The organism is Virgibacillus salarius (genome assembly GCF_039521925.1).
Classification (GTDB): domain Bacteria; phylum Bacillota; class Bacilli; order Bacillales; family Amphibacillaceae; genus Virgibacillus; species Virgibacillus salarius.
Map to the genome: position 1 here is coordinate 1 of NZ_BAAACY010000103.1, position 21,730 is coordinate 21,730.

At 35.5% G+C, this 21,730-nt stretch carries 23 protein-coding genes, 2 pseudogenes and 1 riboswitch; of the genes and pseudogenes, 14 read left to right on the forward strand and 11 right to left on the reverse strand.

What is annotated here, in order from left to right; all coding sequences use genetic code 11:
• Positions 1 to 131: 131 nt before the first annotated feature.
• The 3 genes from efp to ABDZ84_RS13485 all read right to left on the reverse strand — a co-directional run bounded on the left by efp (position 132) and on the right by ABDZ84_RS13485 (position 2,365).
• Positions 132 to 689 (reverse strand): elongation factor P, encoded by a 558-nt coding sequence (gene efp / locus ABDZ84_RS13475; protein WP_026681124.1) that lies wholly within the window; start codon positions 687 to 689, stop codon positions 132 to 134.
• A gap of 15 nt (positions 690 to 704) precedes the next feature.
• Positions 705 to 1,766 carry a M24 family metallopeptidase gene (locus tag ABDZ84_RS13480; RefSeq protein ID WP_343781891.1) on the reverse strand — a complete coding sequence of 354 codons (1,062 nt, stop codon included), beginning with the start codon at positions 1,764 to 1,766 and terminating at the stop codon, positions 705 to 707.
• Positions 1,767 to 1,855: 89 nt separating this feature from the next.
• Positions 1,856 to 2,365 (reverse strand): YqhR family membrane protein, encoded by a 510-nt coding sequence (locus tag ABDZ84_RS13485; protein WP_026681126.1) that lies wholly within the window; start codon positions 2,363 to 2,365, stop codon positions 1,856 to 1,858.
• Between the two features lie 299 nt (positions 2,366 to 2,664).
• On the opposite strand from ABDZ84_RS13485, the gene ABDZ84_RS13490 reads away from it, so the two are divergent.
• Positions 2,665 to 3,045: an SA1362 family protein gene (locus ABDZ84_RS13490; protein WP_026681127.1), complete on the forward strand. Its 381-nt coding sequence runs from the start codon at positions 2,665 to 2,667 to the stop codon at positions 3,043 to 3,045.
• Positions 3,046 to 3,086: 41 nt separating this feature from the next.
• Here the strand turns inward: ABDZ84_RS13490 and ABDZ84_RS13495 are convergent, their stop codons facing one another.
• The gene (locus ABDZ84_RS13495; protein WP_166530855.1) at positions 3,087 to 3,980 is read right to left on the reverse strand and encodes a patatin-like phospholipase family protein; all 894 of its coding nucleotides are present in this window, start codon (positions 3,978 to 3,980) and stop codon (positions 3,087 to 3,089) included.
• 881 nt (positions 3,981 to 4,861) lie between these two features.
• Between ABDZ84_RS13495 and ABDZ84_RS21505 the strand changes: the two are divergent.
• Positions 4,862 to 6,338 (forward strand): annotated as a pseudogene (locus ABDZ84_RS21505) (IS3 family transposase).
• A gap of 126 nt (positions 6,339 to 6,464) precedes the next feature.
• Here the strand turns inward: ABDZ84_RS21505 and mntR are convergent.
• Positions 6,465 to 6,887: a transcriptional regulator MntR gene (mntR, locus tag ABDZ84_RS13520; RefSeq protein WP_026681129.1), complete on the reverse strand. Its 423-nt coding sequence runs from the start codon at positions 6,885 to 6,887 to the stop codon at positions 6,465 to 6,467.
• Between the two features lie 396 nt (positions 6,888 to 7,283).
• On the opposite strand from mntR, the gene ABDZ84_RS13525 reads away from it, so the two are divergent.
• Entirely contained in the window at positions 7,284 to 7,649 is a 366-nt protein-coding gene (locus tag ABDZ84_RS13525; RefSeq protein ID WP_026681130.1) for a rhodanese-like domain-containing protein, read from the forward strand.
• Positions 7,650 to 7,762: 113 nt separating this feature from the next.
• Here ABDZ84_RS13525 and gcvPB read toward each other — a convergent pair whose 3' ends face one another.
• Genes gcvPB through gcvT form a run of 3 tightly spaced genes read right to left on the reverse strand, consistent with a single transcriptional unit; the run spans position 7,763 to position 11,698 of the window.
• On the reverse strand, positions 7,763 to 9,229 hold the full coding sequence (gene gcvPB, locus ABDZ84_RS13530) for an aminomethyl-transferring glycine dehydrogenase subunit GcvPB (protein WP_026681131.1): 1,467 nt from the start codon (positions 9,227 to 9,229) through the stop codon (positions 7,763 to 7,765).
• A complete protein-coding gene (gcvPA, locus tag ABDZ84_RS13535; protein WP_026681132.1) occupies positions 9,222 to 10,571 on the reverse strand; it encodes an aminomethyl-transferring glycine dehydrogenase subunit GcvPA in 1,350 nt (449 codons plus the stop codon). Before gcvPA ends, gcvPB begins: the two co-directional genes overlap by 8 nt.
• Before the next feature lie 11 nt (positions 10,572 to 10,582).
• A complete protein-coding gene (gene gcvT / locus ABDZ84_RS13540; protein ID WP_026681133.1) occupies positions 10,583 to 11,698 on the reverse strand; it encodes a glycine cleavage system aminomethyltransferase GcvT in 1,116 nt (371 codons plus the stop codon).
• A gap of 185 nt (positions 11,699 to 11,883) precedes the next feature.
• Positions 11,884 to 11,992: riboswitch (glycine riboswitch) on the reverse strand.
• 142 nt (positions 11,993 to 12,134) lie between these two features.
• Here gcvT and ABDZ84_RS13545 point away from each other — a divergent pair.
• Positions 12,135 to 13,796 carry a DEAD/DEAH box helicase gene (locus ABDZ84_RS13545; protein WP_026681134.1) on the forward strand — a complete coding sequence of 554 codons (1,662 nt, stop codon included), beginning with the start codon at positions 12,135 to 12,137 and terminating at the stop codon, positions 13,794 to 13,796.
• On the forward strand, positions 13,783 to 14,562 hold the full coding sequence (locus ABDZ84_RS13550) for a YqhG family protein (protein WP_026681135.1): 780 nt from the start codon (positions 13,783 to 13,785) through the stop codon (positions 14,560 to 14,562). The genes ABDZ84_RS13545 and ABDZ84_RS13550 overlap by 14 nt, the downstream gene beginning before the upstream one ends.
• 11 nt (positions 14,563 to 14,573) lie before the next feature.
• Here the strand turns inward: ABDZ84_RS13550 and ABDZ84_RS13555 are convergent, their stop codons facing one another.
• Positions 14,574 to 14,762 carry a YqzE family protein gene (locus ABDZ84_RS13555; protein WP_026681136.1) on the reverse strand — a complete coding sequence of 63 codons (189 nt, stop codon included), beginning with the start codon at positions 14,760 to 14,762 and terminating at the stop codon, positions 14,574 to 14,576.
• 157 nt (positions 14,763 to 14,919) lie between these two features.
• On the opposite strand from ABDZ84_RS13555, the gene comGA reads away from it, so the two are divergent.
• The 8 genes from comGA (at position 14,920) to ABDZ84_RS13595 (ending at position 19,157) form a co-directional block, all read left to right on the forward strand.
• Positions 14,920 to 15,948 carry a competence type IV pilus ATPase ComGA gene (gene comGA / locus ABDZ84_RS13560; RefSeq protein WP_034678955.1) on the forward strand — a complete coding sequence of 343 codons (1,029 nt, stop codon included), beginning with the start codon at positions 14,920 to 14,922 and terminating at the stop codon, positions 15,946 to 15,948.
• Complete coding sequence (comGB, locus tag ABDZ84_RS13565) at positions 15,893 to 16,945, forward strand: competence type IV pilus assembly protein ComGB (RefSeq protein WP_026681137.1); 1,053 nt, start codon at positions 15,893 to 15,895, stop codon at positions 16,943 to 16,945. The genes comGA and comGB overlap by 56 nt, the downstream gene beginning before the upstream one ends.
• A gap of 12 nt (positions 16,946 to 16,957) precedes the next feature.
• Positions 16,958 to 17,269, forward strand: coding sequence for a competence type IV pilus major pilin ComGC (gene comGC, locus ABDZ84_RS13570; protein ID WP_026681138.1), 312 nt, complete (start codon positions 16,958 to 16,960; stop codon positions 17,267 to 17,269).
• Positions 17,253 to 17,705, forward strand: coding sequence for a competence type IV pilus minor pilin ComGD (comGD, locus tag ABDZ84_RS13575; protein WP_161629270.1), 453 nt, complete (start codon positions 17,253 to 17,255; stop codon positions 17,703 to 17,705). The genes comGC and comGD overlap by 17 nt, the downstream gene beginning before the upstream one ends.
• Entirely contained in the window at positions 17,683 to 18,012 is a 330-nt protein-coding gene (locus ABDZ84_RS13580; RefSeq protein WP_343781904.1) for a type II secretion system protein, read from the forward strand. The genes comGD and ABDZ84_RS13580 overlap by 23 nt, the downstream gene beginning before the upstream one ends.
• On the forward strand, positions 17,963 to 18,409 hold the full coding sequence (locus ABDZ84_RS13585; protein ID WP_080668669.1) for a competence type IV pilus minor pilin ComGF: 447 nt from the start codon (positions 17,963 to 17,965) through the stop codon (positions 18,407 to 18,409). Before ABDZ84_RS13580 ends, ABDZ84_RS13585 begins: the two co-directional genes overlap by 50 nt.
• Entirely contained in the window at positions 18,381 to 18,764 is a 384-nt protein-coding gene (locus tag ABDZ84_RS13590; RefSeq protein WP_026681141.1) for a hypothetical protein, read from the forward strand. The genes ABDZ84_RS13585 and ABDZ84_RS13590 overlap by 29 nt, the downstream gene beginning before the upstream one ends.
• A gap of 150 nt (positions 18,765 to 18,914) precedes the next feature.
• Positions 18,915 to 19,157, forward strand: a complete 243-nt coding sequence (locus ABDZ84_RS13595; RefSeq protein ID WP_026681142.1) for a DUF2626 domain-containing protein — start codon at positions 18,915 to 18,917, stop codon at positions 19,155 to 19,157.
• A gap of 716 nt (positions 19,158 to 19,873) precedes the next feature.
• Here ABDZ84_RS13595 and ABDZ84_RS13600 read toward each other — a convergent pair.
• A complete protein-coding gene (locus tag ABDZ84_RS13600; protein ID WP_026681143.1) occupies positions 19,874 to 20,497 on the reverse strand; it encodes an MBL fold metallo-hydrolase in 624 nt (207 codons plus the stop codon).
• A gap of 171 nt (positions 20,498 to 20,668) precedes the next feature.
• Between ABDZ84_RS13600 and ABDZ84_RS13605 the strand changes: the two genes are divergently transcribed.
• Complete coding sequence (locus tag ABDZ84_RS13605) at positions 20,669 to 20,839, forward strand: DUF2759 family protein (protein WP_080668670.1); 171 nt, start codon at positions 20,669 to 20,671, stop codon at positions 20,837 to 20,839.
• 238 nt (positions 20,840 to 21,077) lie between these two features.
• Here the strand turns inward: ABDZ84_RS13605 and tnpA are convergent.
• A pseudogene (gene tnpA / locus ABDZ84_RS13610) lies at positions 21,078 to 21,532 on the reverse strand (IS200/IS605 family transposase).
• Between the last annotated feature and the right edge of the window lie 198 nt (positions 21,533 to 21,730).

Here is a 21,730-nt window from a genome sequence, read left to right on the forward strand (position 1 = left end):
CATTGCCAATATACATCAAACATTTCAAAATAACTACTTGGCTTAACGCAGTCATTGCACTGATTTTATATTTTCTTAACTTATTAAAAAAACAGCCCTTAAAGGACTGTTATGTAAGTGAAGTCGATATATTAGGCTCTAGAAACATACTTTCCATCAGACGTATTAATTATCAGGACATCACCCTGGTTTATGAAAAATGGCACTTGAACAATATGTCCAGTTTCGAGTGTGGCTGGCTTCGATCCGCCACTTGCAGTGTCACCTTTAATTCCTGGTTCTGTTTCCGTAACCTCTAATTCTACGTTGTTAGGAAGTTCTACTCCTAGGATTTCGCCTTCATAGGTAATGACAGATACTTCCATGTTCTCTTTCATAAATTTTAATTCATATTCAATTTGACTTGACGAGAGCTCGATTTGTTCATACGTATTTGTATCCATGAAGGCATGAGAATCTCCAGAAGCATATAAATACTGCATTTTTTTCGTTTCTATGTGTGCTTTCCCTACTTTTTCACCGGCACGAAAAGTCTTCTCTTGAATGCTTCCATTACGTAAATTACGTAGTTTAGAACGAACAAAAGCTGCCCCCTTCCCTGGCTTTACATGTTGGAATTCGATCACCTGCCAAATCCCATTATCCACCTCAATAGTCAAACCTGTCTTAAAATCATTAACTGAAATCATCTAGTATTCCTCCCGTTACAACTGAATTAATTCTTTTGCTGCAAATGTTAATCTTTCATTTCCTGTTTCTGTAACCACAATGTCATCCTCGATTCTACATCCACCAACTGAAGGTACATATATTCCCGGTTCTACTGTTACTACCATTCCAGGCTCCAATTTCTTTTCTGACTTAAAAGAAAGTCCTGGACCTTCATGTACCTCAAGTCCTAATCCATGACCAGTTGAATGTCCAAAGTACTTACCATAACCTTGTTCTGTAATATAATCTCTAGTAGCAGCATCTGCTTCGATTCCCGTAATACCTGGCTTTATGCTAGTAACCCCTCTAAGTTGTGCTTCTAACACAATCTGATAAATAGATGCAAGTTGTTCATTAATTTCTCCAACAGCAACCGTTCTTGTAATGTCTGAGCAATAGCCTTGATATAATGCTCCATAATCTAATGTAACAAGTTCACCTGATTGTATCTCCTTGTTTGAAGCTACACCATGAGGTAATGCAGAACGTTCTCCAGAAGCAACAATAATGTCAAAGCTGGATGACGTAGCACCCTGCTTACGCATAAAAAATTCTAATTCATTAGAGATATCAATTTCTTTAACACCTGGCTTAATATAAGATTGAATATGTTCGAATGCATCATCAGCGATCTTTGCAGCTTTTTTCATGATTTCTAACTCATCACTTGTCTTAATTAGTCGCAGCTCTTCTATGATACCACTGACTGGAACTAATTCAACATCTAACGTATTTTTATATTGTTCATATTGGCTAAACGTCACATGATCCTTTTCGAAACCAAGTCGTTTAATTCCCATTTCTTTTAACTGATCATTAATCTCTAAATCAATACCCTGCTTATGTTCAACTACTTTAAATGCTTTTGCTTGTGTACTGGCTTGTTCTGTGTATCGAAAATCTGTTATAAATCGTGCATCATTGCTACTAATTAAAGCTACTCCAGCCGTACCTGTAAAACCAGAAATGTAACGTCTATTTATCGCACTCGTAATTAAAATTCCATCTACTTGATTTGATTCAAAAGCAGCCCTAAATTTAGTTAGTTTCTCCATAAACTCATCCCTTTCTATTTATTATCTATAGCATATATGGATGTATTCAGTTTATCATAAAGCGCTTCTTTTGAATAACACAATGGGTATTATGAGTTCTTATTATCATCAGCCCTGTGAAAATCGTGATAATCATAGGAAATGGAATATCCAATAAACGTACCATATAAAATAAAAACACATATTGTTGTTACGATGGTATTCATATTCAAATCAGCTACCTTTGGAACTGTTGAGAAGATTGGATTCATGATATAGTAGATCAATACCCATAATAAAAAACCGTAAGCCACACCTACCCAAATGGAATTAATCTTCTTGAATAACCCAAAATAAATAAGTGCCGTTAATAAGGATAGAAGGCCAATTAAAAAGATTGTTACAACATTACCAAGCCATGTATCGATCCACTCCGCATGAAACCAAGAGCTTAATACAAATGATTTCGGAGCTACTTCGGAAAAATTAAAATAATAAAGAACTGTTCCGAATGTACTCCATAACAATCCACCAATAAATCCTGTAAGTAGTGACCTTGATAAAATTGTCATTGGCGTTTCCTGTTTATTCTGTTCAAGTTGTTGATTTTGCTCACTCATAATACCACCTCCATTCCATATTATGACCAATTGCTTGTAAACCAATCCTATAAACCATCGCTTTACTTAATAATTTCCAATTTTAATCTAGTTAACCAAGCTTAATTCCAGTAAAATAAAAAGAAAAGCTTAGAATAATTTACATGAATCCGGAAAGAATTTATAGTAAGTTAGCATTTCAAAGTTAGTAACCATGTAATTCTTTGAAAAATGTATGTAAAAAATGATATACCATGATGAGAAAGTGGTATAGAGTTTATACAAGTCAATTATTGGAATAATGAAGGAGGACACACACAATGAAACGTACAAGATTATCCATCCCTGTTTACATCATTATAGGTCTAGCAGCTATTGGTCTAATATCACAGTTGTTTACAAATACGACAAACTTTTTTAGTAATCTTTTTATTTCACTGGGTATAGGTCTTGCTATATTTGCTGTTTTTTATTTTGTTTTTCTTAGAAAGAGAGCAACATCTAACGAAATGAAAAAATATAAACAAGCTGTAAAACAATCCAAAGCAAAATATGACCATACACAACCAAGAAAAAATCCTGTTTCTGCTGGGAAAACACAGCAATCTATTCAACCACGAAAGAAACGCAATAAACGCGCAACTCATCTACGTGTGATTGAAGGTAATAAAGCCAAACGAAAAGACCGCGCTTCTTTTTAATTCAAAGCGCGGTCTTAGTATGTAACTGTGTTGCAAACTTATTATCTTGGCCAATGTTCTAAAAATTTCTTAGCACTACGATATCCTGTATCAATCAATTGTTCTTTTGTTTCTTCACGAATATCAAAATTTATACTACCAACATTCTTGATGGGAATAAAAATAATATTGTTTTTTTGTGACTTTGAAATATATCGTGAATCATGAGCTTCTTTCATTGTTACAAACAATGCATGGAACATATCTAATGCATTATTTATCTTCCTAGGCGCTATATTATTTAGCGTAGATTCACTCAATTTCATTCCTAAAATTGGTCTACTTATCTTCTTATCTCTATCCTCAAATACCCATAGAGGGAAATTACTTAGTAGTCCTCCATCGATTATGATACTCTTCTTATTTTTACTACTCGATAATTTCTTAGGTATAAAGAAATAAGGAAATCCAGCGCTCATTCTCACTGCTTTAGCAACTGGGAACGTTTCAGGATTAATGTCGTAAATCCTTTCTAAATCATCCGGAATAACGACCAGCCTTCCTAAAGATATATCACTTACCACAACTTTTAAGTAACTCGAATTTATATCTTTAAATGTGTAAATGTCTTTTCGTGCTAGTTTATCATATACCCAACGTTCAAGCTTATTCCCTTTATTAATTCCTAATTGAAAATATAAAAAAGCCCATTTCGTAAATGGCAAAACCTTTGTAAGAGCTGGAGGGTCAATAAGCTTCTGCAAATCCAACTCATCTAACATGTTTTGAATATCAGAAGCGGTATATTCTGCAGCAAGTAATGATGCTACAATTGCTCCTGCAGAAGTCCCTGCAACACGTTCAAGTATCAGCCCATGTTCTTCTACACGCTTTAACGCGCCAACAAATGCATATGCTTTTACACCTCCGCCAGAAAAAACACCATCTATTTTCATATGTTGTCTCCTCTAATCCGTTTTCAAAACCTTGTGATTGTTTTAGATGCAATAACATTAATACCATTATTTAAGCTAGTAAAACACACTTTATATATCTTTAAGCACAAAGAAAACAAATTAGAACTGATAAATGAAAGACTTTATAAAAATGAGTCCAAGATGAAATCAAAATAGTTAACCCAAAAGTGAAAGTTCAATTAGTGGGGTTTTATTTATCCCCCATTGATGTCAGTACCACAAAGGTATGACACCAAGGGCTTTGAACCAATCGGACATGTATTGATAGTCGAACCCCCGTTCACTTATCCATATTGATTTCACTTTATTCTTGAAGTGCGGGTCTTACCAGTTATATGTGGGATAATTGTTGATACGCAGCGTAGTCAAAATATGTAGACTCCTTGAAAAAGAAAGAGGCTTTTCTGCGAACGATGAATCGCTTCCGAACTCTTCCTTATCTTGCTGCAAAAGTACGAGCTGAAGATCCCGCAGGAAAGTGATCATTGCTTTCCAAGGAAGTGTAGTATTTTGGTGAAGAGATGGGAAAACCTGTTTGAAGTAAACAAATAGAGGGCTGGGATAAAACACAACTTCTTTACTCAAAATACGAATAATCATGTTATCAACAGGAGTATCATCGCCGCACCGTGAAAATATACGCGCTTTCCTCGGGCACGACCTCAGCTAACTTGGTAAAGAAAAACACGTTACCAAGTGGATCTTCGAACTCGTGCTGTTCCCACCTGAGTCTCGTTTATTTCAGGTACTAAATGAATGATTCCAATCAAAAAAACGAATGATAATTAATTTCTGATATGGTCCCCTTAAGGTAGACAGATTAAAAAATAAAAATCTGCTTCTACATTAGGGGGGTTTTTATGACTCACAAATCATATTCAGTAGAATGGAAATATGAAGTATTGATGGCTTTTAAGAATGGTTTAACACATAGCCAGTTATCCGCAAAATATCAAGTTAATATGTCTACAGTTTATAGGTGGGTAGAGAATTTTGAAAAAGATGGGATCCTTGGTTTAAAGTACTCAAAAACGTTTAGACGTTATCCTAATGAAATAAAGGCAGCTGCAGTTAAGGATTATATTTCAGGAACGTATTCTATGCGCGATATCTTAAGAAAGTATCATATCTCCAGTAAATCCGTGCTTTCGGATTGGATAAAGAAGTATAATGGTCATAGAGAGTTAAAGGATGCAAGAAAAGGGAGAGTAAACGCTATGACTAAAGGAAGAAAAACAACGTGGAAAGAACGAATAGAAATCGTACAAGCTGCGTTAGGGAATGATAAGAATTATCAACAAACAGCACAGTATCACGTATCATATCAACAAGTATATCAATAGGTGCGAAAATATGAAGCTGATGGCTGGGATGCATTAAAAGATGGTCGAGGTCGCTCCAAAGGGGTAGAAGAATTAACAGCTGAAGAAAAGCTGAAGCTAGAGATGCGTCGAATTGAAAAAGAGAATGAACGTTTACGTGCGGAGAATTTGTTTTTAAAAAAGTTAGAGGAGATCGAAAGGAGGAGAAATTAAGTACCGTACGATTTGAAGACAGGTATGTTGCCATTCAGAAAGTAAATGAAAAAGAAAACCTACGTATTCGATTACTTTGTGATATTGCAGCTGTTCATCGGTCAGCTTACTATAAGTGGCTGAAACGAAAGCCTTCAGCACAGGAACTCCAGAATAAAGCGATTATGCAAGAGATGGTAGACCTTCAATCACAAACGTATTTATAGATTGATGAAAATAGCCGGTATACAATCTGTCATTCGAAGAAAGAAAAAATGGCATAAACGCACACTCCCTCAACATATCTCTGAGAATATATTGAACCGTGAATTCACGGCGAATAACCCCAATGAAAAATGGGTAACAGATGTAACAGAATTTAAATATGGTAACGCAAAGAAAGCTTATTTAAGCGCTAATCTCAATTTATATGACGGTTCTATCGTTAGTTACGTTTTAGGGAATTCCAATAACAATCAACTTGTATTTAAAACGCTTGATCAAGCTATCGAGCTTCTAGATGGAGATCGCCCGCTTATTCATAGTGATCGGGGTATCCGTATACATCTAAAATGTTTAAGCAAAAGATAGATGCCGCAAACATGAAGCAAAGTATGTCACGAGTCGGACGATGTATTGATAATGGACCGATGGAATCTTTTTGGGGAACACTGAAAAGCGAGAAGTATTATTTAAATAAATATGAGTCCTTTGAAGAATTATCTGCATCCATAGAGAACTATATACATTTCTATAATTATGATAGATATAAAAACGATTAAACGGCCTTAGCCCTATCGAATTTAGAGCTAAAACCGCTTAAGTCAGTTTTATTATTTCCACTGTCTACTTGACAGGGGGCACTTCATTTTATTGTTTCTTCATTCTTTTGTCTCAGACTCATGATCTATAAATCAAATACTTTTGTCTCAGTCTTTGCTGTTCTGAGCTATTGTTCCTCTGCTTCTCGATGCATTTTTTTAAGTTCTTCCACTCTTGCTCCATCGTGCTTAAAATAATTAACCACATCGCCAATTCGGTCAATCGAATTCCAGCTTAAATGATGTTCTATACCTTCAACATCATCGTATATATTATCGTGTTCTACACCAATAATTTCTAGAAACTCTTCCAATAATTCATGACGAAAGACGAGTCGTTCTCCAACTTTTTTTCCCTTTGGAGTTAAAATAAAACCTCTATATTTTTCATAGTTTAAGTATTCGTCTTTATCTAATTTTTGTACCATTTTTGTGACGGAAGAAGGATGAACTTCAAGTGCTTCTGCAATGTCCGATACCCTTGCATATCCTTTTGATTCCATTAAGTTATAAATTTGTTCAATATAATCTTCCATACTAGGAGTAGGCATTAATTTTCCTCACTTCCAAGAATAATTTTTAGTCTAGTGCAAAACTGTTTCTATATATAGGATACAGGAAATAAGAAAGTTAAACAAGCGTTATCATGAATTTTTCCATAAAATTCCTAACAGTAAGCTTTTCTATTTTTTTCTTCGTCATTTAGGCAATTTACAAAGAATAACTTTTGAAAAATATTGGTATACAAACTATAATAGAGGATGTATAAAGGGAAACTTCAATCAGTGGGAGGCTTGTTTATTCCCCCACTGATTGTTAGTTGATCTAATCGGACATTTACTGGCAGTCGATCCCTCACTGACCAATAACAGTTTCACTTTATTGCTTGAAATGAGGGCTTATTGCCAGTTATATGTGGGATAAATGTGATAGACGGGGGAAAAAGAATGGAATTATTAGTAATATTCATCGTTGTTCTTATCGCATTCGGTGTATTTCGTTTCTTTAGACAGCGAATGTACTTAAAAACATTAACCGAAGAACAATTCCGTGAAGGTTACCGCAAAGCGCAACTTATAGATGTACGCGAACCACAAGAATTTAAACGTGGTCATATTCTTGGTGCTAGAAATATACCAGTCACACAAATGCGCCAGCGCTTAATTGAAATGCGAAAAGATAAACCAGTATATCTTTATTGTCAGAGTGGATCACGCGCAGCCAGAGCGGCACAGCTTTTGCATAAAAAAGGCTACGAAGATATTAATGTTTTAAAAGGTGGCTTTAAAAAATGGACTGGTAAAATAAAGTAATTACTGATCCAAACGATTATGAAGATACATAAAACCAGCCTTTGTTCCAAAAGGCTGGTTTTATGTTAAACATATTTATTCGTTGTACACGTACAGTACTTATTTCTATAACATTACTCTGAATTAGCTTCATATCTTAAAATCGGTTTGCGCGCAGCAGTAGTTTCATCCATACGCTTGACAATTGTCTGATGTGGAGCATCTTGAACCAATTCTGGTTCATTCCTTGCTTCATCAGCTATCGTTAGCATTGTATCAATAAATCCATCCAATGTTTCTTTTGATTCCGTTTCTGTTGGCTCTACCATTAATGCCTCTTCTACATTTAATGGAAAATAAATGGTAGGCGGATGATAACCATAATCCAACAATCGCTTAGCAATATCTAAGGTGCGGACACCCAATTTTTTCTGATGCTTTCCTGATAGAACAAATTCATGCTTACAATGTTGTTTAAATGGAAGGTCGTATTCTTTTTCTAATTTTCGCATCATATAATTTGCATTAAGGACAGCGTATTCACTTGCTTTCTTCAGCCCCTCTGCTCCCATTGTTCGAATATACGTATAAGCTCTTAAGTTAATCCCAAAATTACCATAATAAGGCTTGACTCTACCAATTGATTGCGGACGATCATAATCAAAAACAAATTGATCTTCTTTTTTAATTAGTAATGGCTTTGGCAAGAAAGGTTGTAATTCGGCTGAGACACCAACCGGTCCTGAACCTGGTCCACCACCACCATGAGGTCCTGTAAAGGTTTTATGAAGATTTAAATGGACTGCGTCAAATCCCATGTCACCAGGACGAGCGTAACCCATAATTGCATTAAGGTTTGCTCCATCATAATAGAGCTTCCCTCCAGCATCATGAACGATTTTAGCCATCTCCACAATTTCTGTCTCAAATAGTCCTAATGTATTCGGATTTGTTAACATGAGAGCCGCAGTATCTTCTCCTACAACCCGTTTTAAATCTTCTAAGTCTACTAGCCCTTTTTCATTCGATTTAACCGTTACAGCTTCAAAACCTGCAACTGTAGCTGATGCTGGGTTAGTACCGTGTGCAGAATCTGGTACAATGACTTTAGTACGCTCGGTATCCCCATTTGCCTCATGAAATGCACGGATCATCATTAAAGCAGTCCACTCTCCATGTGCTCCAGCTGCTGATTGTAAGGAGACTTCATGCATTCCAGTAATTTCTCGTAAGGCACTCTGTAGATCATACATCATCTCCATTGCACCCTGAACACTTTTTTCTGGCTGATCAGGATGTATATGACTGAATCCATCCATTCTGGCCACATCTTCATTTATTTTTGGATTATATTTCATTGTACAAGATCCTAGAGGATAAAATCCTGAATCAACACCATAATTACGATTGGATAGCCCCGTGTAATGTCTCATTATATCTAATTCACTTACCTCCGGTAATTCCGGAGCTTCTGTACGGATGTATTTATTACCTAACTCTGCATTCAAATCAACATCTGGCACATCCAATTCTGGTAGACTGTAGCTCGTTCTGCCTAGTTTACTACGTTCAAATATAAGTGGAAAATCCTGATTAGCCATTGATATCCCTCAATTCTTTTGCAAACTGGTCAATCTCTTCTTTCGTACGTATTTCTGTAACAGCTACTAGCATATATCCTGTTAATCCAGGATAATCTTTTTCAAGATCATAACCACCAATAAATCCTTTTTCCAAGAGGCGATCATTTATACTAGCTGCTGGCTTATTTAATTTTACTACGAATTCATTGAAAAACGCACCCTCATAGGCAACAGTGACTCCTGCTTGCTGCAGTACTTGTTTGGCGTAACGAGCTTTTTTCATATTAATAGCCGCCATTTTACGTAACCCATGCTTGCCAATGGAACTCATTGCCACTGAGCTAGCTAATGCATTTAGTGCTTGATTGGAGCAAATATTAGAAGTAGCCTTGTCTCTGCGAATATGTTGCTCTCTTGCCTGTAGGGTAAGGACAAACCCTCTAACGCCGTCTTCATCTGTTGTTTGACCAACTAATCGACCAGGTACTTTTCGCATTAATTTTTTGGTAGTAGCAAAATAACCACAATGAGGTCCGCCAAATTGTGCAGGTATACCAAACACCTGTGTATCTCCTACAACAATGTCAGCACCAAACGCTGCGGGAGGAGTCAAGTAGCCTAAAGCAAGCGGATTACTTGAAACGATAAACATTGTCTTCTTTTTCGATTCTAACAATGTTTGAATTTCCTCCATTGGCTCAAGTTGCCCAAGGAAATTAGGGTATTGCACAACAATACTTGCTGTCTCGTCATCTATCGCATCGCTTAATTGATTGACATCCGTTTTCCCATCCTGTAAGTCAATTTCTACAATTTCTAATCCGGGACCCTTAGCATATGTTTCGATAACCGCGCGACTTTGTGGATGAACAGCTTTAGACACAAGGATTTTTTTTCTTTTCGTTTGTGCAGCACTTAGATTAACAGCTTCGGCTAAAGAAGTACCCCCATCATACATAGAAGAGTTAGCTACAGGCATTCCTGTAAGTTCAGAAATCATCGTTTGGAATTCAAAAATTGCTTGTAGCTCACCCTGTGATATTTCTGGCTGATAAGGAGTGTAAGCGGTATAGAACTCTGATCTTGAGATCACATGATCAACGACGGAAGGAATAAAATGATCATAGACACCAGCTCCTAGAAACGAACGGTTTTGTTTTAAATTGGCGTTTTTAGCTGCCATATCTGTAAGTTCTTTTTTAAGCTTATATTCATTCGCAGGCTTCTTTAAGTTTAATTCGTTATTGAAGCGAACATTCTCTGGTATATCAGAAAAAAGTTCTTCCGTACTATCAATTCCAATGGTATTTAACATTTCTTGCTTATCTCCATCTGTCATAGGCAAATAACGAAATTCCATCTTGTTTCCCCCTATTTTTCTCTTTTATAAAATGGCGTTTTTACAACCTTCGCCAACAATTTTCTTTTTCTTACCTGTACGGTTAATTCCACACCCTCATTTGCTAGTTCTGTTCGAATAAGTGCTAGACCGATATTTTTTTGCAGTGTAGGAGCTTGTGTTCCAGAAGTGACAAATCCTGCATAGTCATCATTATGATAAATTTCATAGCCTGTTCGTGGAATTCCCTTATCCACCATCTCAATACCTACTAGCTTTCGCTCTACTCCATTTTCAACTTGGTACCGCAAAGCTTGTTTTCCAATAAAATCTGCTTGCTTATTTACCTTTACCGCAAAAGAAAGACCCGCTTCTATTGGACTAATTTCTTTTGAAATTTCTTGTCCATATAAAGGTAGATTAGCTTCAAAGCGTAACGTATCTCTTGCACCTAGCCCAATTGGTTCAAGTCCTTTATTTTTACCAGCTTGAAGAATCAGCTCCCACAGTGCAATACCACTTTTAGCAGAGATATAAATTTCAAATCCATCTTCGCCGGTATAACCTGTACGTGAGACGAGCGCAGTATCATTTAATTGCCCTAGCTGAACAGCTTGTTGAAATCGGAAAAAACGAATATCGGATAGATCCGTTTCCGTTACCGTTTGCAGAATTTCTTCAGCATATGGTCCTTGTAATGCTAGTTGAACAATCTCATTGGAAACATTTTCAATCGTTATTTCGGAATCACTAAATGTATTATGACTTACTAACCATTGGTAATCTTTATCTGTATTTGCAGCGTTTACAACAAGTAAATAATCATCCTCATCAAGCATATAAATAAGGAAATCATCCACAGTTCCGCCATCCTCATAACACATAAGGGTATATTGAGCTCGATTAGGTGTTAATTTGCCAACATCGTTTGTAACCATTTTCTGTAGAAAATCTAAGCTTTTTGGACCTTTTACCGTAATCTCTCCCATATGGGAAACGTCAAATAATCCAGCCTTTGTTCTTGTAGCTTCATGCTCATGCTTAATACCTGTAAATTGTACCGGTAAATCCCATCCACCAAAATCAATTGTCTTCGCACCATATTTCTCATATGCCGAAAACAACGGTGTTCGTTTTAACTCACTCATTCCCTCCACTCCCTTAGCAATCATAATAGTCTGTAATTTCAAATTTCAAAAAAATAGAGATTTCATTGTATTACAATGAAATCTCTGTCCTTCTACCAGAAAGTTGCATACGAATTCGTAGAATAGTTCGTACTTGCTTCGTGGGTGGTTTACACAGGTATACTGGTAAACACTCTCCAGAGTTGCGTCCTACAAGAGTCTTTTTGCCTGAGAGATTCGCTTCGGCTTGCTCCTTCGGCGTTACATAGAAGAAATAACCTTTCCCCTCTTTGTAAGCTCTCCCCTTGTATTCATTCGCTTTTATGAAAAAATGTAGAGTTGGTTATACTATGTAACAATACCAATGAAAAATCTATTTTACTGTGAATTATTATATCACATATTAAAAAAGATAAAATAGCTATTCTAAATAATCTTAGTAAAAAGGAAGTATATGATGAAATCCATTCACATAGAGAAAGATTCAACATTTATTAATGAACTTGAAAATCGGTTAGAAATGAATGAACCTATTTCCTCATGGGAGCTTTTCTCCATGGCTTTTCACGCAGAGAAAACGACAATGACCCCAAGCTTTAAAGGATTACGTGCACTGGAGTTTTTGCCACATGTAGATTTTTTAAACCATCAAATAAGCTCTGCAGAACAAGTAATTGAACAAATGAATGGCCGTGCAATTTTAGCTGATGAAGTGGGATTAGGTAAAACAATTGAAGCAGGCCTTATTTTAAAAGAGTACATGATACGTGGACTAGTTAACAAAGCATTAATTCTTGTCCCCGCTTCATTAGTGAACCAATGGGAAAAGGAATTAAATGAAAAGTTCTACATACCAGCAGTTGCTTATCGTAAGAATATGAGCTGGGAACAAGGGAACATTATCATTTCTTCTATGGATACTGCAAAAAGGTCTCCACATCGGGATACTATATTAAATTTAGACTATGATTTTGTTCTGGTAGATGAAGCGCATAAATTAAAGAACCATAAAACTAAGAATTTTGCCTTCGTACGTTCTTTGAAGAAAAAATATTGTCTATTACTTACTGCCACACCTGTACAAAATCAACTTGTAGAAATATTTAACCTTGTCTCCATTTTAAAACCGGGTCATTTAGGTAATTACGATACGTTCTTAAAGAGCTATGGTAAAGATCGCAAAAATATGAAACAGGACATGTATTTAAAGCAGCTTGTTCAAAAAGTAATGGTTAGAAACACGCGTAAGGACACTGGATTAAATCAAATCAAACGAAATATCGAAACGATTTGGACCGAATTCTCAAAAGAGGAAAAAGAGGTGTATGAAAGTCTGGAAGATAGTTCGGTATACCTCCCTTCCTTTTCAAAAATTACGTTCCTTCGAGAATTCTGTTCTTCAAGGGAGGCCTGTTATTTATCCTTAAAGAAAATGCTAGCGGAACAACCTGACCTAGAAGGTTTTCAACGGATAACAGAGGCAATTGAACAACTACCAAACCATAAGAAGGCCGAAAAAGCTGTTGAACTTATAAAGGAAATCGGCAATGAAAAAATAATTATCTTTACCGAGTACCGAGCAACTCAACTTTATTTACAATGGTATTTACAACAGAATGGTATTTCCTCTGTACCTTTTAGAGGAGGATTTAAACGTGGGAAAAAAGATTGGATGCGACAACTTTTTCGGGACCATGCACAAGTATTAATTGCTACGGAAGCAGGAGGAGAAGGAATTAACCTACAATTTTGTAACTATATGATAAATTACGACCTACCATGGAACCCAATGCGACTAGAGCAACGTATTGGCCGAATTCATAGATATGGTCAGAATAAAGATGTGCATATTTATAATTTTGCACTTAAGGATACGGTTGAAGAGCATATTATGAAACTTTTATATGAAAAAATAAATCTTTTTGAGCAAGTAATTGGACACTTAGATGATATTTTGGCTGAACTGGCTATACCTGACATTGAGCATGAATTACAGGAAATTTATTCTGAGTCAACAACAACTGGAGAGGCTAAGGTTAAGCTAAATAATCTTTCAGCAATAATCCAGCAAACCCATGATACTAACTATGAGGGGGAACAATATTATGGCAATACCTGACTTAAATAACTTCTTAAAATCTTTTTTCACTGCCCATCATTGCTCACTACTCCTCGATCAGGATGGTGTTCTAACCATACAACTAACAGAAGAAATGGACCGAGCTTTGATGAATCGACCGTTCTATTGGCATTACATGAAGAAAATGGGACACTCTGGTGAACCAATGCAATTAACGTTAATAACGAATCCAAATAAACGTGACGATGAAGGAGAATGGATTCATTTTGGTAGTCCAAGATTGCAACAAATCATTGGTTATTTACAACAGCAAGAGAAATATACCAAATTATTCCAAAAAGTTAATCCAACGGTAAATACAGCTCTTTACCCTTGGTTAGTAACAAACATTAAAGTAAGTTATAGAGGAAAGTATAAAAGAGATGAGCTTTTCTCCATTGGATTAAACCTAATTAATGGAACGATGAAGTCGGATATGATGAAGATATTAGATTCAATCCCATTGCATACAACTATTTCTGATTTTTGTTATACGCTATCACCACTTGTTAAATTAAAGAGTGGATATCGAAGAATAGAAGCAGTTGTTGATCAGTATATAGAGAATCAAAACCATGAGTGGGCTTCCGAAGCTTTGGAGGAGTTGCAAACAGAAATAGAATTACTAAAATATTTTTATACATCCGATAACGATAATGAGCAAATGGAAAAAGAAATAAAGGAAATTAATGAAAGGTATCAGCCAAGAATCACATATCAGGTTATAAATGGAGGTCTATTTTATTTAACTTCTGAAATAGTGTAAGCAGGCTCAGGTTACGCCTGCTTATTTCTTTTCTTTACCATAATTCGAAGAGCAAATGGAATGACGCCTAACCAACGGTTTCCATATATAGGGTCATAACTTTGCGGTTTCATTTTTCGTTTCTTTCTCTCCGTAGCGGGCGTATCCATATACGTCACTACTTGTTCTGTTACAAATTTAACATAATCTTTCGTTGACATATAACCTTCCCTTCATAGATGTAGGTACTTTTAGTTTTTCCAATCCATTTATCAATATTCTTAGAAAAATAAAAAACAGTAAAAAAAAAGAAGGATATACGAGATAATTGTCGAATCAATTACTTAACTGTGAATTCAAGAGGAGGTGAGAAAGTTTGTGAACCCTGCTGTAGCGCTATCAGAACAAATACTTCATCATGCGATTATCATGGAAGCATCTGATATTCATTTTTCTCCATCAGCTGAAAAAGCGACGATTTATTTTCGAATACAAGGTAAACGTCAATTTTTTAAATCCATACCTGCTTCTACCTATCAATTATTGCTTACCTACTTTAAATTTAACTCATCAATGGATATCGGTGAACTTCGGAGACCACAAAATGGCACCATTAAGTTTTATTTAGAATCACTCGTCTATTCCCTACGATTATCTACACTTCCCGTTAAAGGTACCGAAAGTCTAGCAATAAGAATTCTCCCTCAAGAAGAAACCCTTCCAATTGATCAACTATTTCTATTTCCAAAACAATTGAAACACATGATGAGGTGGATTACCAAACGTTCTGGACTAATTCTAATAACAGGTCCGACAGGCAGTGGGAAGACCACTACCCTATATGCCATATTATCCTCCATTCTAAAGGATAAACCTTTCCAAGCCATCACGTTAGAGGACCCTATTGAAAAAGAACTGGAAGATATTTTGCAAGTTCAGCTGAATGAAAAAGCCGGAATTACGTATCAGTCGGGATTTAAAGCAGCGCTTCGTCACGACCCTGACATTATTATGGTTGGTGAAATTCGAGATGCTGGTACGGCACATTTTGCTTTAGAAGCATCGTTGTCTGGTCATTTAGTATTAAGTACTATCCATGCAACCCATGGTCTAGGGACAATTTTTCGATTAAAGGAATTTGGATTAACCACTGCTGATTTAATTCAATCCTTAATTGCAATTGCTTCCATCCAACTTATTCCAATCTCCACTATAAAACACGCAAATCGTCGAGGAGCAATCTTAGAATTACTCGATGGAACCTTATTAGAAAAACACATAAAAGGAAAGGAATTCAATCGTTTAACTGGTTATCAAACCTTTGATCACTTACGAAGGAAGGCTTTAGCTTATGGATACATTTCTGAAACATATTATCAACAAACACAAGAAAACAATGACACCTGATACCCAATTGCGATTTCTTAAAAGGCTTCATCGCTTACGTATAAATGGTTATTCGTTAATTGATGCACTAACAGTAATAGCTTGGGACAACGAACTGGAATGTGCCGCCAAACAAATTAAGCAGGCATTAGAAAATGGTTATTCCATGGAAGAAGCTATGCAACTTGTTTCCTTCCATCCCTCCATAACGAGTTACCTCCTATTTGCACGTTCTAATCAAAATCTAGAGGATAATTTATCTAAATGTATAGATATGTACGAGTATCGATTGCAATACATTCAGAAGTTCCAACAGATCATTCGATATCCACTTATTTTATGTTGTATCTTTATCCCTCTATTGTTTATATTGAAGCAATCCGTACTTCCATCATTTCTCGATTTATATGAATCAAGTCCGGGATCGTCAGCATCAATTGTCCTAGCTATGCTAATCTTAGATTGGTTAGGAATTATTTTCTTTCTGAGTATCATCGCAACCCTCACTTTTTCTATTTTTTGGAAGTTTTATAAACCTCGTATCTCCATTGAAAATCAAATAAAATTATACAATCGACTCCCTCTTTTCCGTACCTATTTAAAACTACAAACATCCTTTCTTTTTGCTAATCAATTCAGTTCATTAATTAAAACTGGTATTTCCTTTAAAGACATTCTAATTCAAATGAATAATCAAGATAAACAACCAATTATTTGCTACTATGCAAATTTAATGAAAGAACAATTAGCTAAAGGTATGCAGTTACCTACTCTATTATCCCAATTTACTTTTCTAGAGAAAAAACTAACCAATATTTTTCAAAAAAATAGCAATACAGAAACATTAGAAAAAGATTTAAGTATATACGCACAAATTCTAATGGAGGAGTTTCAACGGAAGATGCTTCAAATTATTACGTATATTCAACCTATTTTCTTCATCATTGTTGCCAGTTTTATTTTATTTATCTATATCACTTTAATGCTACCTATGTTTCAACTCATCAAATCAATATAAGGAGGATACTTTATGCCATCTGATAATAAAGGTTTTACTTTAATTGAAATGCTAATCGTTTTAATGATTATCTCCGTATTAATCATACTTATTGTTCCAAATCTTAGTGAGAAAAGTAAAGATGTAAATAGCAAAGGTTGTAAAGCTCTTGTAGCTGTAGTTCAAGCACAAGTAGATACTGTTTATGCTGAATCAGGAATATATCCTACAAGCTTAGATGCGATGGTTCCAAAGTATATAAAGGAAGAACAGAAGAGCTGCAGTAATAAAACACCTTTAAACTATAATAGAGAGACTGGAAAAGTCAGTGTCCCGGCTACATGATACGAAAGGCTTTACGCTCACCGAAATGTTGGTTGTACTAAGTATGCTGATGATAATGGTCGGGCTCAGTGTTCCTCCAATCGTATATGCTTTAGAAAAAATGAAGGAAAACGCATTATTTCAAACGTTAGAGTCTGACATAATGACAATTCAACATATGTCTTCTCTAACTACGAATAGAATCCAACTTATTCTTAATGAAAATAAATATTATGCGCTTAGGTCTAACCGTAAAATTATTCCGGACAGAAACCTACCTGAAGGCTGGCATATCGATTATTTCATTAATCCAATTATTGAATTTGATATAAATGGAAGTATTAAAAACCCAAGAACTTTTTATATCTATTCCCCTACAGCCAGATACAAAATTGTTTTCCCTTTTGGTAAAGGAAGGTATCGAATTGAAAAAAATGAACGGATTTACTCTAATTGAAGTAATTATCTCTGCTGCTATTCTTTTTAGTGCAGTATTAACATTGGTTCCTATACTATCTATTATGCAAACGGAAAGAGAGGTCTTAAGTACGCGCAGGTTAATAGCAAATGATTTACATGATAGCTTACAGCTCTTTCTATGGGAAGAGAAGGATAAACAAGAAGTCAACTACACCAAAGTGATAGCTAATAGCCATGTAAAGTATTCATTTCAGGTTTTAAGTAAATACGTGAAGGGATGTGCTCAATGGGAAAATGCCAAAAAAAGGAAAGAGAAGTTTTGTTTATACGGACAGCCAACATAAACAATCTGGGTTTAGTTTTATCACTACACTTATCATGGTTACTATCTTAGTAATAAGTTTGCCTTTTCTAAGTTATTTGTTAAAGAGTATCAGTAATCAATCGGATATCCATGAACTGTCAATTCAACAGTTTTTTCAGCATTTAAGAAATGAAGTGATGCAAGCAACAGATTTTCGAATTGTTGCTAATAAACTGTTGCTCGAGAGTAACGGAGCTACCGTATCTTTTGAGCTATATCAAGAGCTCATTCGTAGACAAGTTAATGGATTGGGACATGAAATATACGTACGTGGTGTTAAAGACTTCTCTTTAGCCCCACTATCTTATGGATTCCAAATAATTATTACATCCACGGAAGGAGATACGTTTGAAAAAGATATTATCTTATACGAATAACGAAAAAGGATTTATGTTACCTATGGTCATGTTTACGATCGCGTTAGTATTAATAGCAACCATTACGAATATCCAGCTTTATCAAAACAATAAACAAATGACTGCTCATCAACTAGAGCAAGTAAAAATGGAATCATTAATTCAAATAACGAGGGAAAAATTAAAGAAAGATCTGCTCAAGGACAAAGACCTAAAAAGGAATTTATATCATCTACCAGAAGGTAACGTTTCAGTAGTAGTCACATTACTTGCAACCGGAAAGTATAAGGTCCTTTTTTCCGCCACAACAGTTACTCCATTCACATTTCATATTTTTGGTTATTTAGACATCACCAATGAATTTCTGAATAAATAAATATGACAAGGGATACCCTATAGAATGTAACATCATGACTAAAATGATATTTTCCTTTTTTCATCAATATTTGTTCATCACATTTCGTTTACAAGATCTAAATACTCGTTTATAATAACAATGATAAGGTTACCAAAAGGAGGGGAAAGCATGGATCGTATGTTTCGTGTGCTTGCTTTTTGGACAGGGATATTTACAGTCATGTTCTACATAGGAGATATGCAAAAAACTGCACTTCTTTTCCTTGTACAAACAGCCTTTTTCCTAGCAGTAAGTTATTTAAAACTATCTGAACGCATGTATATGTATTTATTCGGAGCTTATTGTACTATATTTTTTATTGGTTTTACATGGTATTCAGAATTTATACTCGTACCTGGTTTCGGACATTAAAAAGAAAGAGTCTCTGCTTAGATTTAAGCAGAGACTCTTTCTTTTTAGTTTTATAAATGAAAAAATTTGCCCATGTGGAAAATTATGGGCGTGGTGACCGGCTTCCAGAAAGCTAAGCGATTACAAGAATCACTCTAATCTAAGTCATCATTGGCTTGCAAGAGCAACATGATTCCTTTATCTCCGTTGACTCGTTCCAGTCACTACGTTTCTAATTGGGCGCTTCCGCTTTTGTTCTTTTTTCCAAAGTGTATTGCGATACAGCTCTTAAATATCTTAAATTCAAGTTATTTTTTTGATATTCTATTGACATGTCGTTTTTATCCCTATATAGTATTACTAGTAGCTTAACTTATATCCCTATTTTTAAAGAGCAGAGCACATCCCCCAAAAACCCTTCTTGTAATAAGAAGGGTTTTTTCGTAATTCAGGAAATGAAAAAATTTATCCATGTAGATACTTATGGGCGTGTTTAGTCGCGTCCAGCTCCAGCACCTAGAAACGAAGCGAATTCACAAATCGCCCTCATCTAAGTCATCGTTGGCTCGCAAGCTCACCGTGTTTCCTTTATCTCCGTTAACTCGCTCCAGTCGCTACGTTTCTAATTCGGGCGCTTGCGCTTTTGTTCAAAGATAAGAAAGGATAAAAATTTGGTTATACCCGAGTGTTTCTAATTATCCATTATTACAATAAATCGATTGGTGTTACTCTAATACTTAGATTGAAAAGAAAGGATTATGCTTTTTCTCATGAATAAGACTAGTTTTTGGACCATGCCCTGGGTATACAACCAAAGATTCATCTAATCGATATAATTGATTTATAATACTATCTTCTAATTGCTTCATATCTCCACCAGGAAGGTCTGTTCTCCCTATTCCTTCATTAAATAAAACATCACCACTGACAATAAACTTTGCATTAGAAAAGATAAAAGTTACACTTCCTGGTGAATGTCCAGGCGTATGGATCACATCAAAATGGAAATTACCGATAGCCATCTTTCCTGGATGCAATAATCGATCCGGTCTACTTGTAAGAATTCCCCTTTGCATAAAGTACAATGATCCGTTTGCTTGAGGATCCTCAAGCCAGGAAGCTTCCAGTTTGTGTATGTAAACTTCGACCTTATAATATTTACGTAAGTCATCAACTGCTCCAATATGATCAAAGTGCCCATGTGTTAAGAGAATTGCTAATGGCTCGATATTTTTCTCCGATAAAAAATGAATAATTTTTGCTGATTCTCCACCTGGATCAATGATCAAAGCTTGTTGATTATCATATACAAGATAACAATTCGTACCCAATGGTCCTAAAGACATTCTTTCAATATCCAACAAAATTCCTCCCTAACCTTATAATGAAAATGTTTTCTACGTTTTGCCTCGACAAACGGCATATAATACTATAAAATAAATATTATAACTGGACTAGTTACATAATAATACAAATGAATTTCCTATAGCAACAAATGACAAGTTAGGAAGCAAACAAGGAGGATAAGTCTCATGCATATTGTCTTAGCAGTTTTATTTCTGGCTGTAGCTTTACTTGCGATTGTATCTGTAATTCGTCAATTGAAATACAAAAATATTTTCGCATTAGGATTTTCAGCAATTACAGCTTTAGCATTTGGATTTTTTGCAATCGCAACCATTATTTCAGAAATTAAAGGCTAATGAATACACAATATCTCCTGTTAAAAAGCTGACGAAAGCACAACGTCAGCTTTTTATTTTTGGATTAATCATTTCTCTACTTTCTTTCTATCTAACGGCTTGGATGCTGCCAGCCCTTCATTTTTCCCTAATAACTATCCGCCCGTAAAACGGGCGGTTTTAGTTTCGCCCTATAAGGGCACTTTACCAACGAGACCCCTAAAGGGGCTTCTGAATTGACCGTCAACCGTTTATCTTCCTACCTATTTTTAAATGGATCGACGTATTCACGTTTACTCATGTTGTCTCGTAGTCTATCCTCCGATTCTTGTTCACGAATGTATTTTGCCACAGTTTTTTGATTGAGCCCTACTGTACTGACATAGTAACCTTTAGCCCAAAATGTGCGGTTTCCATGATTGTATTTTAAGTTGGCATGTCTATCATGGATCATTAAAGAGCTTTTACCTTTTAAGTAGCCCATAAAGTAAGACACTGACATTTTTGGTGGTATTTTAACCAGCATATGGATGTGGTCAGTCATGGCATGAGCCTCAATAATTTCTAATCTTTCATCTCACATAAACGTCTTAAGATCACCCCGATGTCTCTTCTTAACTTGCCATAAATTTCTTTCCTTCTGTACTTGGGTATAAAGACTATGTGATACTTACAATTCCATCGGGTGTGTGATAAACTATTGTCACTCGACATGAGTAGATCTCCTTTCTATATATAGAGTCGGTTTGACGGCCAACTCTATTATATAGAAAGGAGATTTTTCTGTTACAACTCTACAAGTTTAATTCTCACACAGGCAGAGCCTGTGGTTTAAAAAACATCAATAAAAAGGGGCTGGGACATAACTAGCCCTTATGAAGTTAAAAAAGATTCCAGTTATCAAAAAATGAT

Excerpts from the sequence above, each read along its gene's own strand:
- comGB (WP_026681137.1), top strand. The coding sequence starts at position 15,893 with ATGGATACATTTCTGAAACATATTATCAACAAACACAAGAAAACAATG.
- gcvPB (WP_026681131.1), bottom strand. The coding sequence starts at position 9,229 with ATGGCTAATCAGGATTTTCCACTTATATTTGAACGTAGTAAACTAGGC.
- ABDZ84_RS13495 (WP_166530855.1), bottom strand. The coding sequence starts at position 3,980 with ATGAAAATAGATGGTGTTTTTTCTGGCGGAGGTGTAAAAGCATATGCA.
- ABDZ84_RS13595 (WP_026681142.1), top strand. The coding sequence starts at position 18,915 with ATGGATCGTATGTTTCGTGTGCTTGCTTTTTGGACAGGGATATTTACA.
- gcvPA (WP_026681132.1), bottom strand. The coding sequence starts at position 10,571 with ATGGAATTTCGTTATTTGCCTATGACAGATGGAGATAAGCAAGAAATG.
- ABDZ84_RS13490 (WP_026681127.1), top strand. The coding sequence starts at position 2,665 with ATGAAACGTACAAGATTATCCATCCCTGTTTACATCATTATAGGTCTA.
- ABDZ84_RS13605 (WP_080668670.1), top strand. The coding sequence starts at position 20,669 with ATGCATATTGTCTTAGCAGTTTTATTTCTGGCTGTAGCTTTACTTGCG.
- ABDZ84_RS13485 (WP_026681126.1), bottom strand. The coding sequence starts at position 2,365 with ATGAGTGAGCAAAATCAACAACTTGAACAGAATAAACAGGAAACGCCA.
- ABDZ84_RS13545 (WP_026681134.1), top strand. The coding sequence starts at position 12,135 with ATGAAATCCATTCACATAGAGAAAGATTCAACATTTATTAATGAACTT.
- efp (WP_026681124.1), bottom strand. The coding sequence starts at position 689 with ATGATTTCAGTTAATGATTTTAAGACAGGTTTGACTATTGAGGTGGAT.
- ABDZ84_RS13480 (WP_343781891.1), bottom strand. The coding sequence starts at position 1,766 with ATGGAGAAACTAACTAAATTTAGGGCTGCTTTTGAATCAAATCAAGTA.
- ABDZ84_RS13580 (WP_343781904.1), top strand. The coding sequence starts at position 17,683 with ATGAACGGATTTACTCTAATTGAAGTAATTATCTCTGCTGCTATTCTT.
- mntR (WP_026681129.1), bottom strand. The coding sequence starts at position 6,887 with ATGCCTACTCCTAGTATGGAAGATTATATTGAACAAATTTATAACTTA.
- ABDZ84_RS13525 (WP_026681130.1), top strand. The coding sequence starts at position 7,284 with ATGGAATTATTAGTAATATTCATCGTTGTTCTTATCGCATTCGGTGTA.
- comGC (WP_026681138.1), top strand. The coding sequence starts at position 16,958 with ATGCCATCTGATAATAAAGGTTTTACTTTAATTGAAATGCTAATCGTT.
- gcvT (WP_026681133.1), bottom strand. The coding sequence starts at position 11,698 with ATGAGTGAGTTAAAACGAACACCGTTGTTTTCGGCATATGAGAAATAT.
- ABDZ84_RS13555 (WP_026681136.1), bottom strand. The coding sequence starts at position 14,762 with ATGTCAACGAAAGATTATGTTAAATTTGTAACAGAACAAGTAGTGACG.
- ABDZ84_RS13550 (WP_026681135.1), top strand. The coding sequence starts at position 13,783 with ATGGCAATACCTGACTTAAATAACTTCTTAAAATCTTTTTTCACTGCC.
- ABDZ84_RS13585 (WP_080668669.1), top strand. The coding sequence starts at position 17,963 with ATGCCAAAAAAAGGAAAGAGAAGTTTTGTTTATACGGACAGCCAACAT.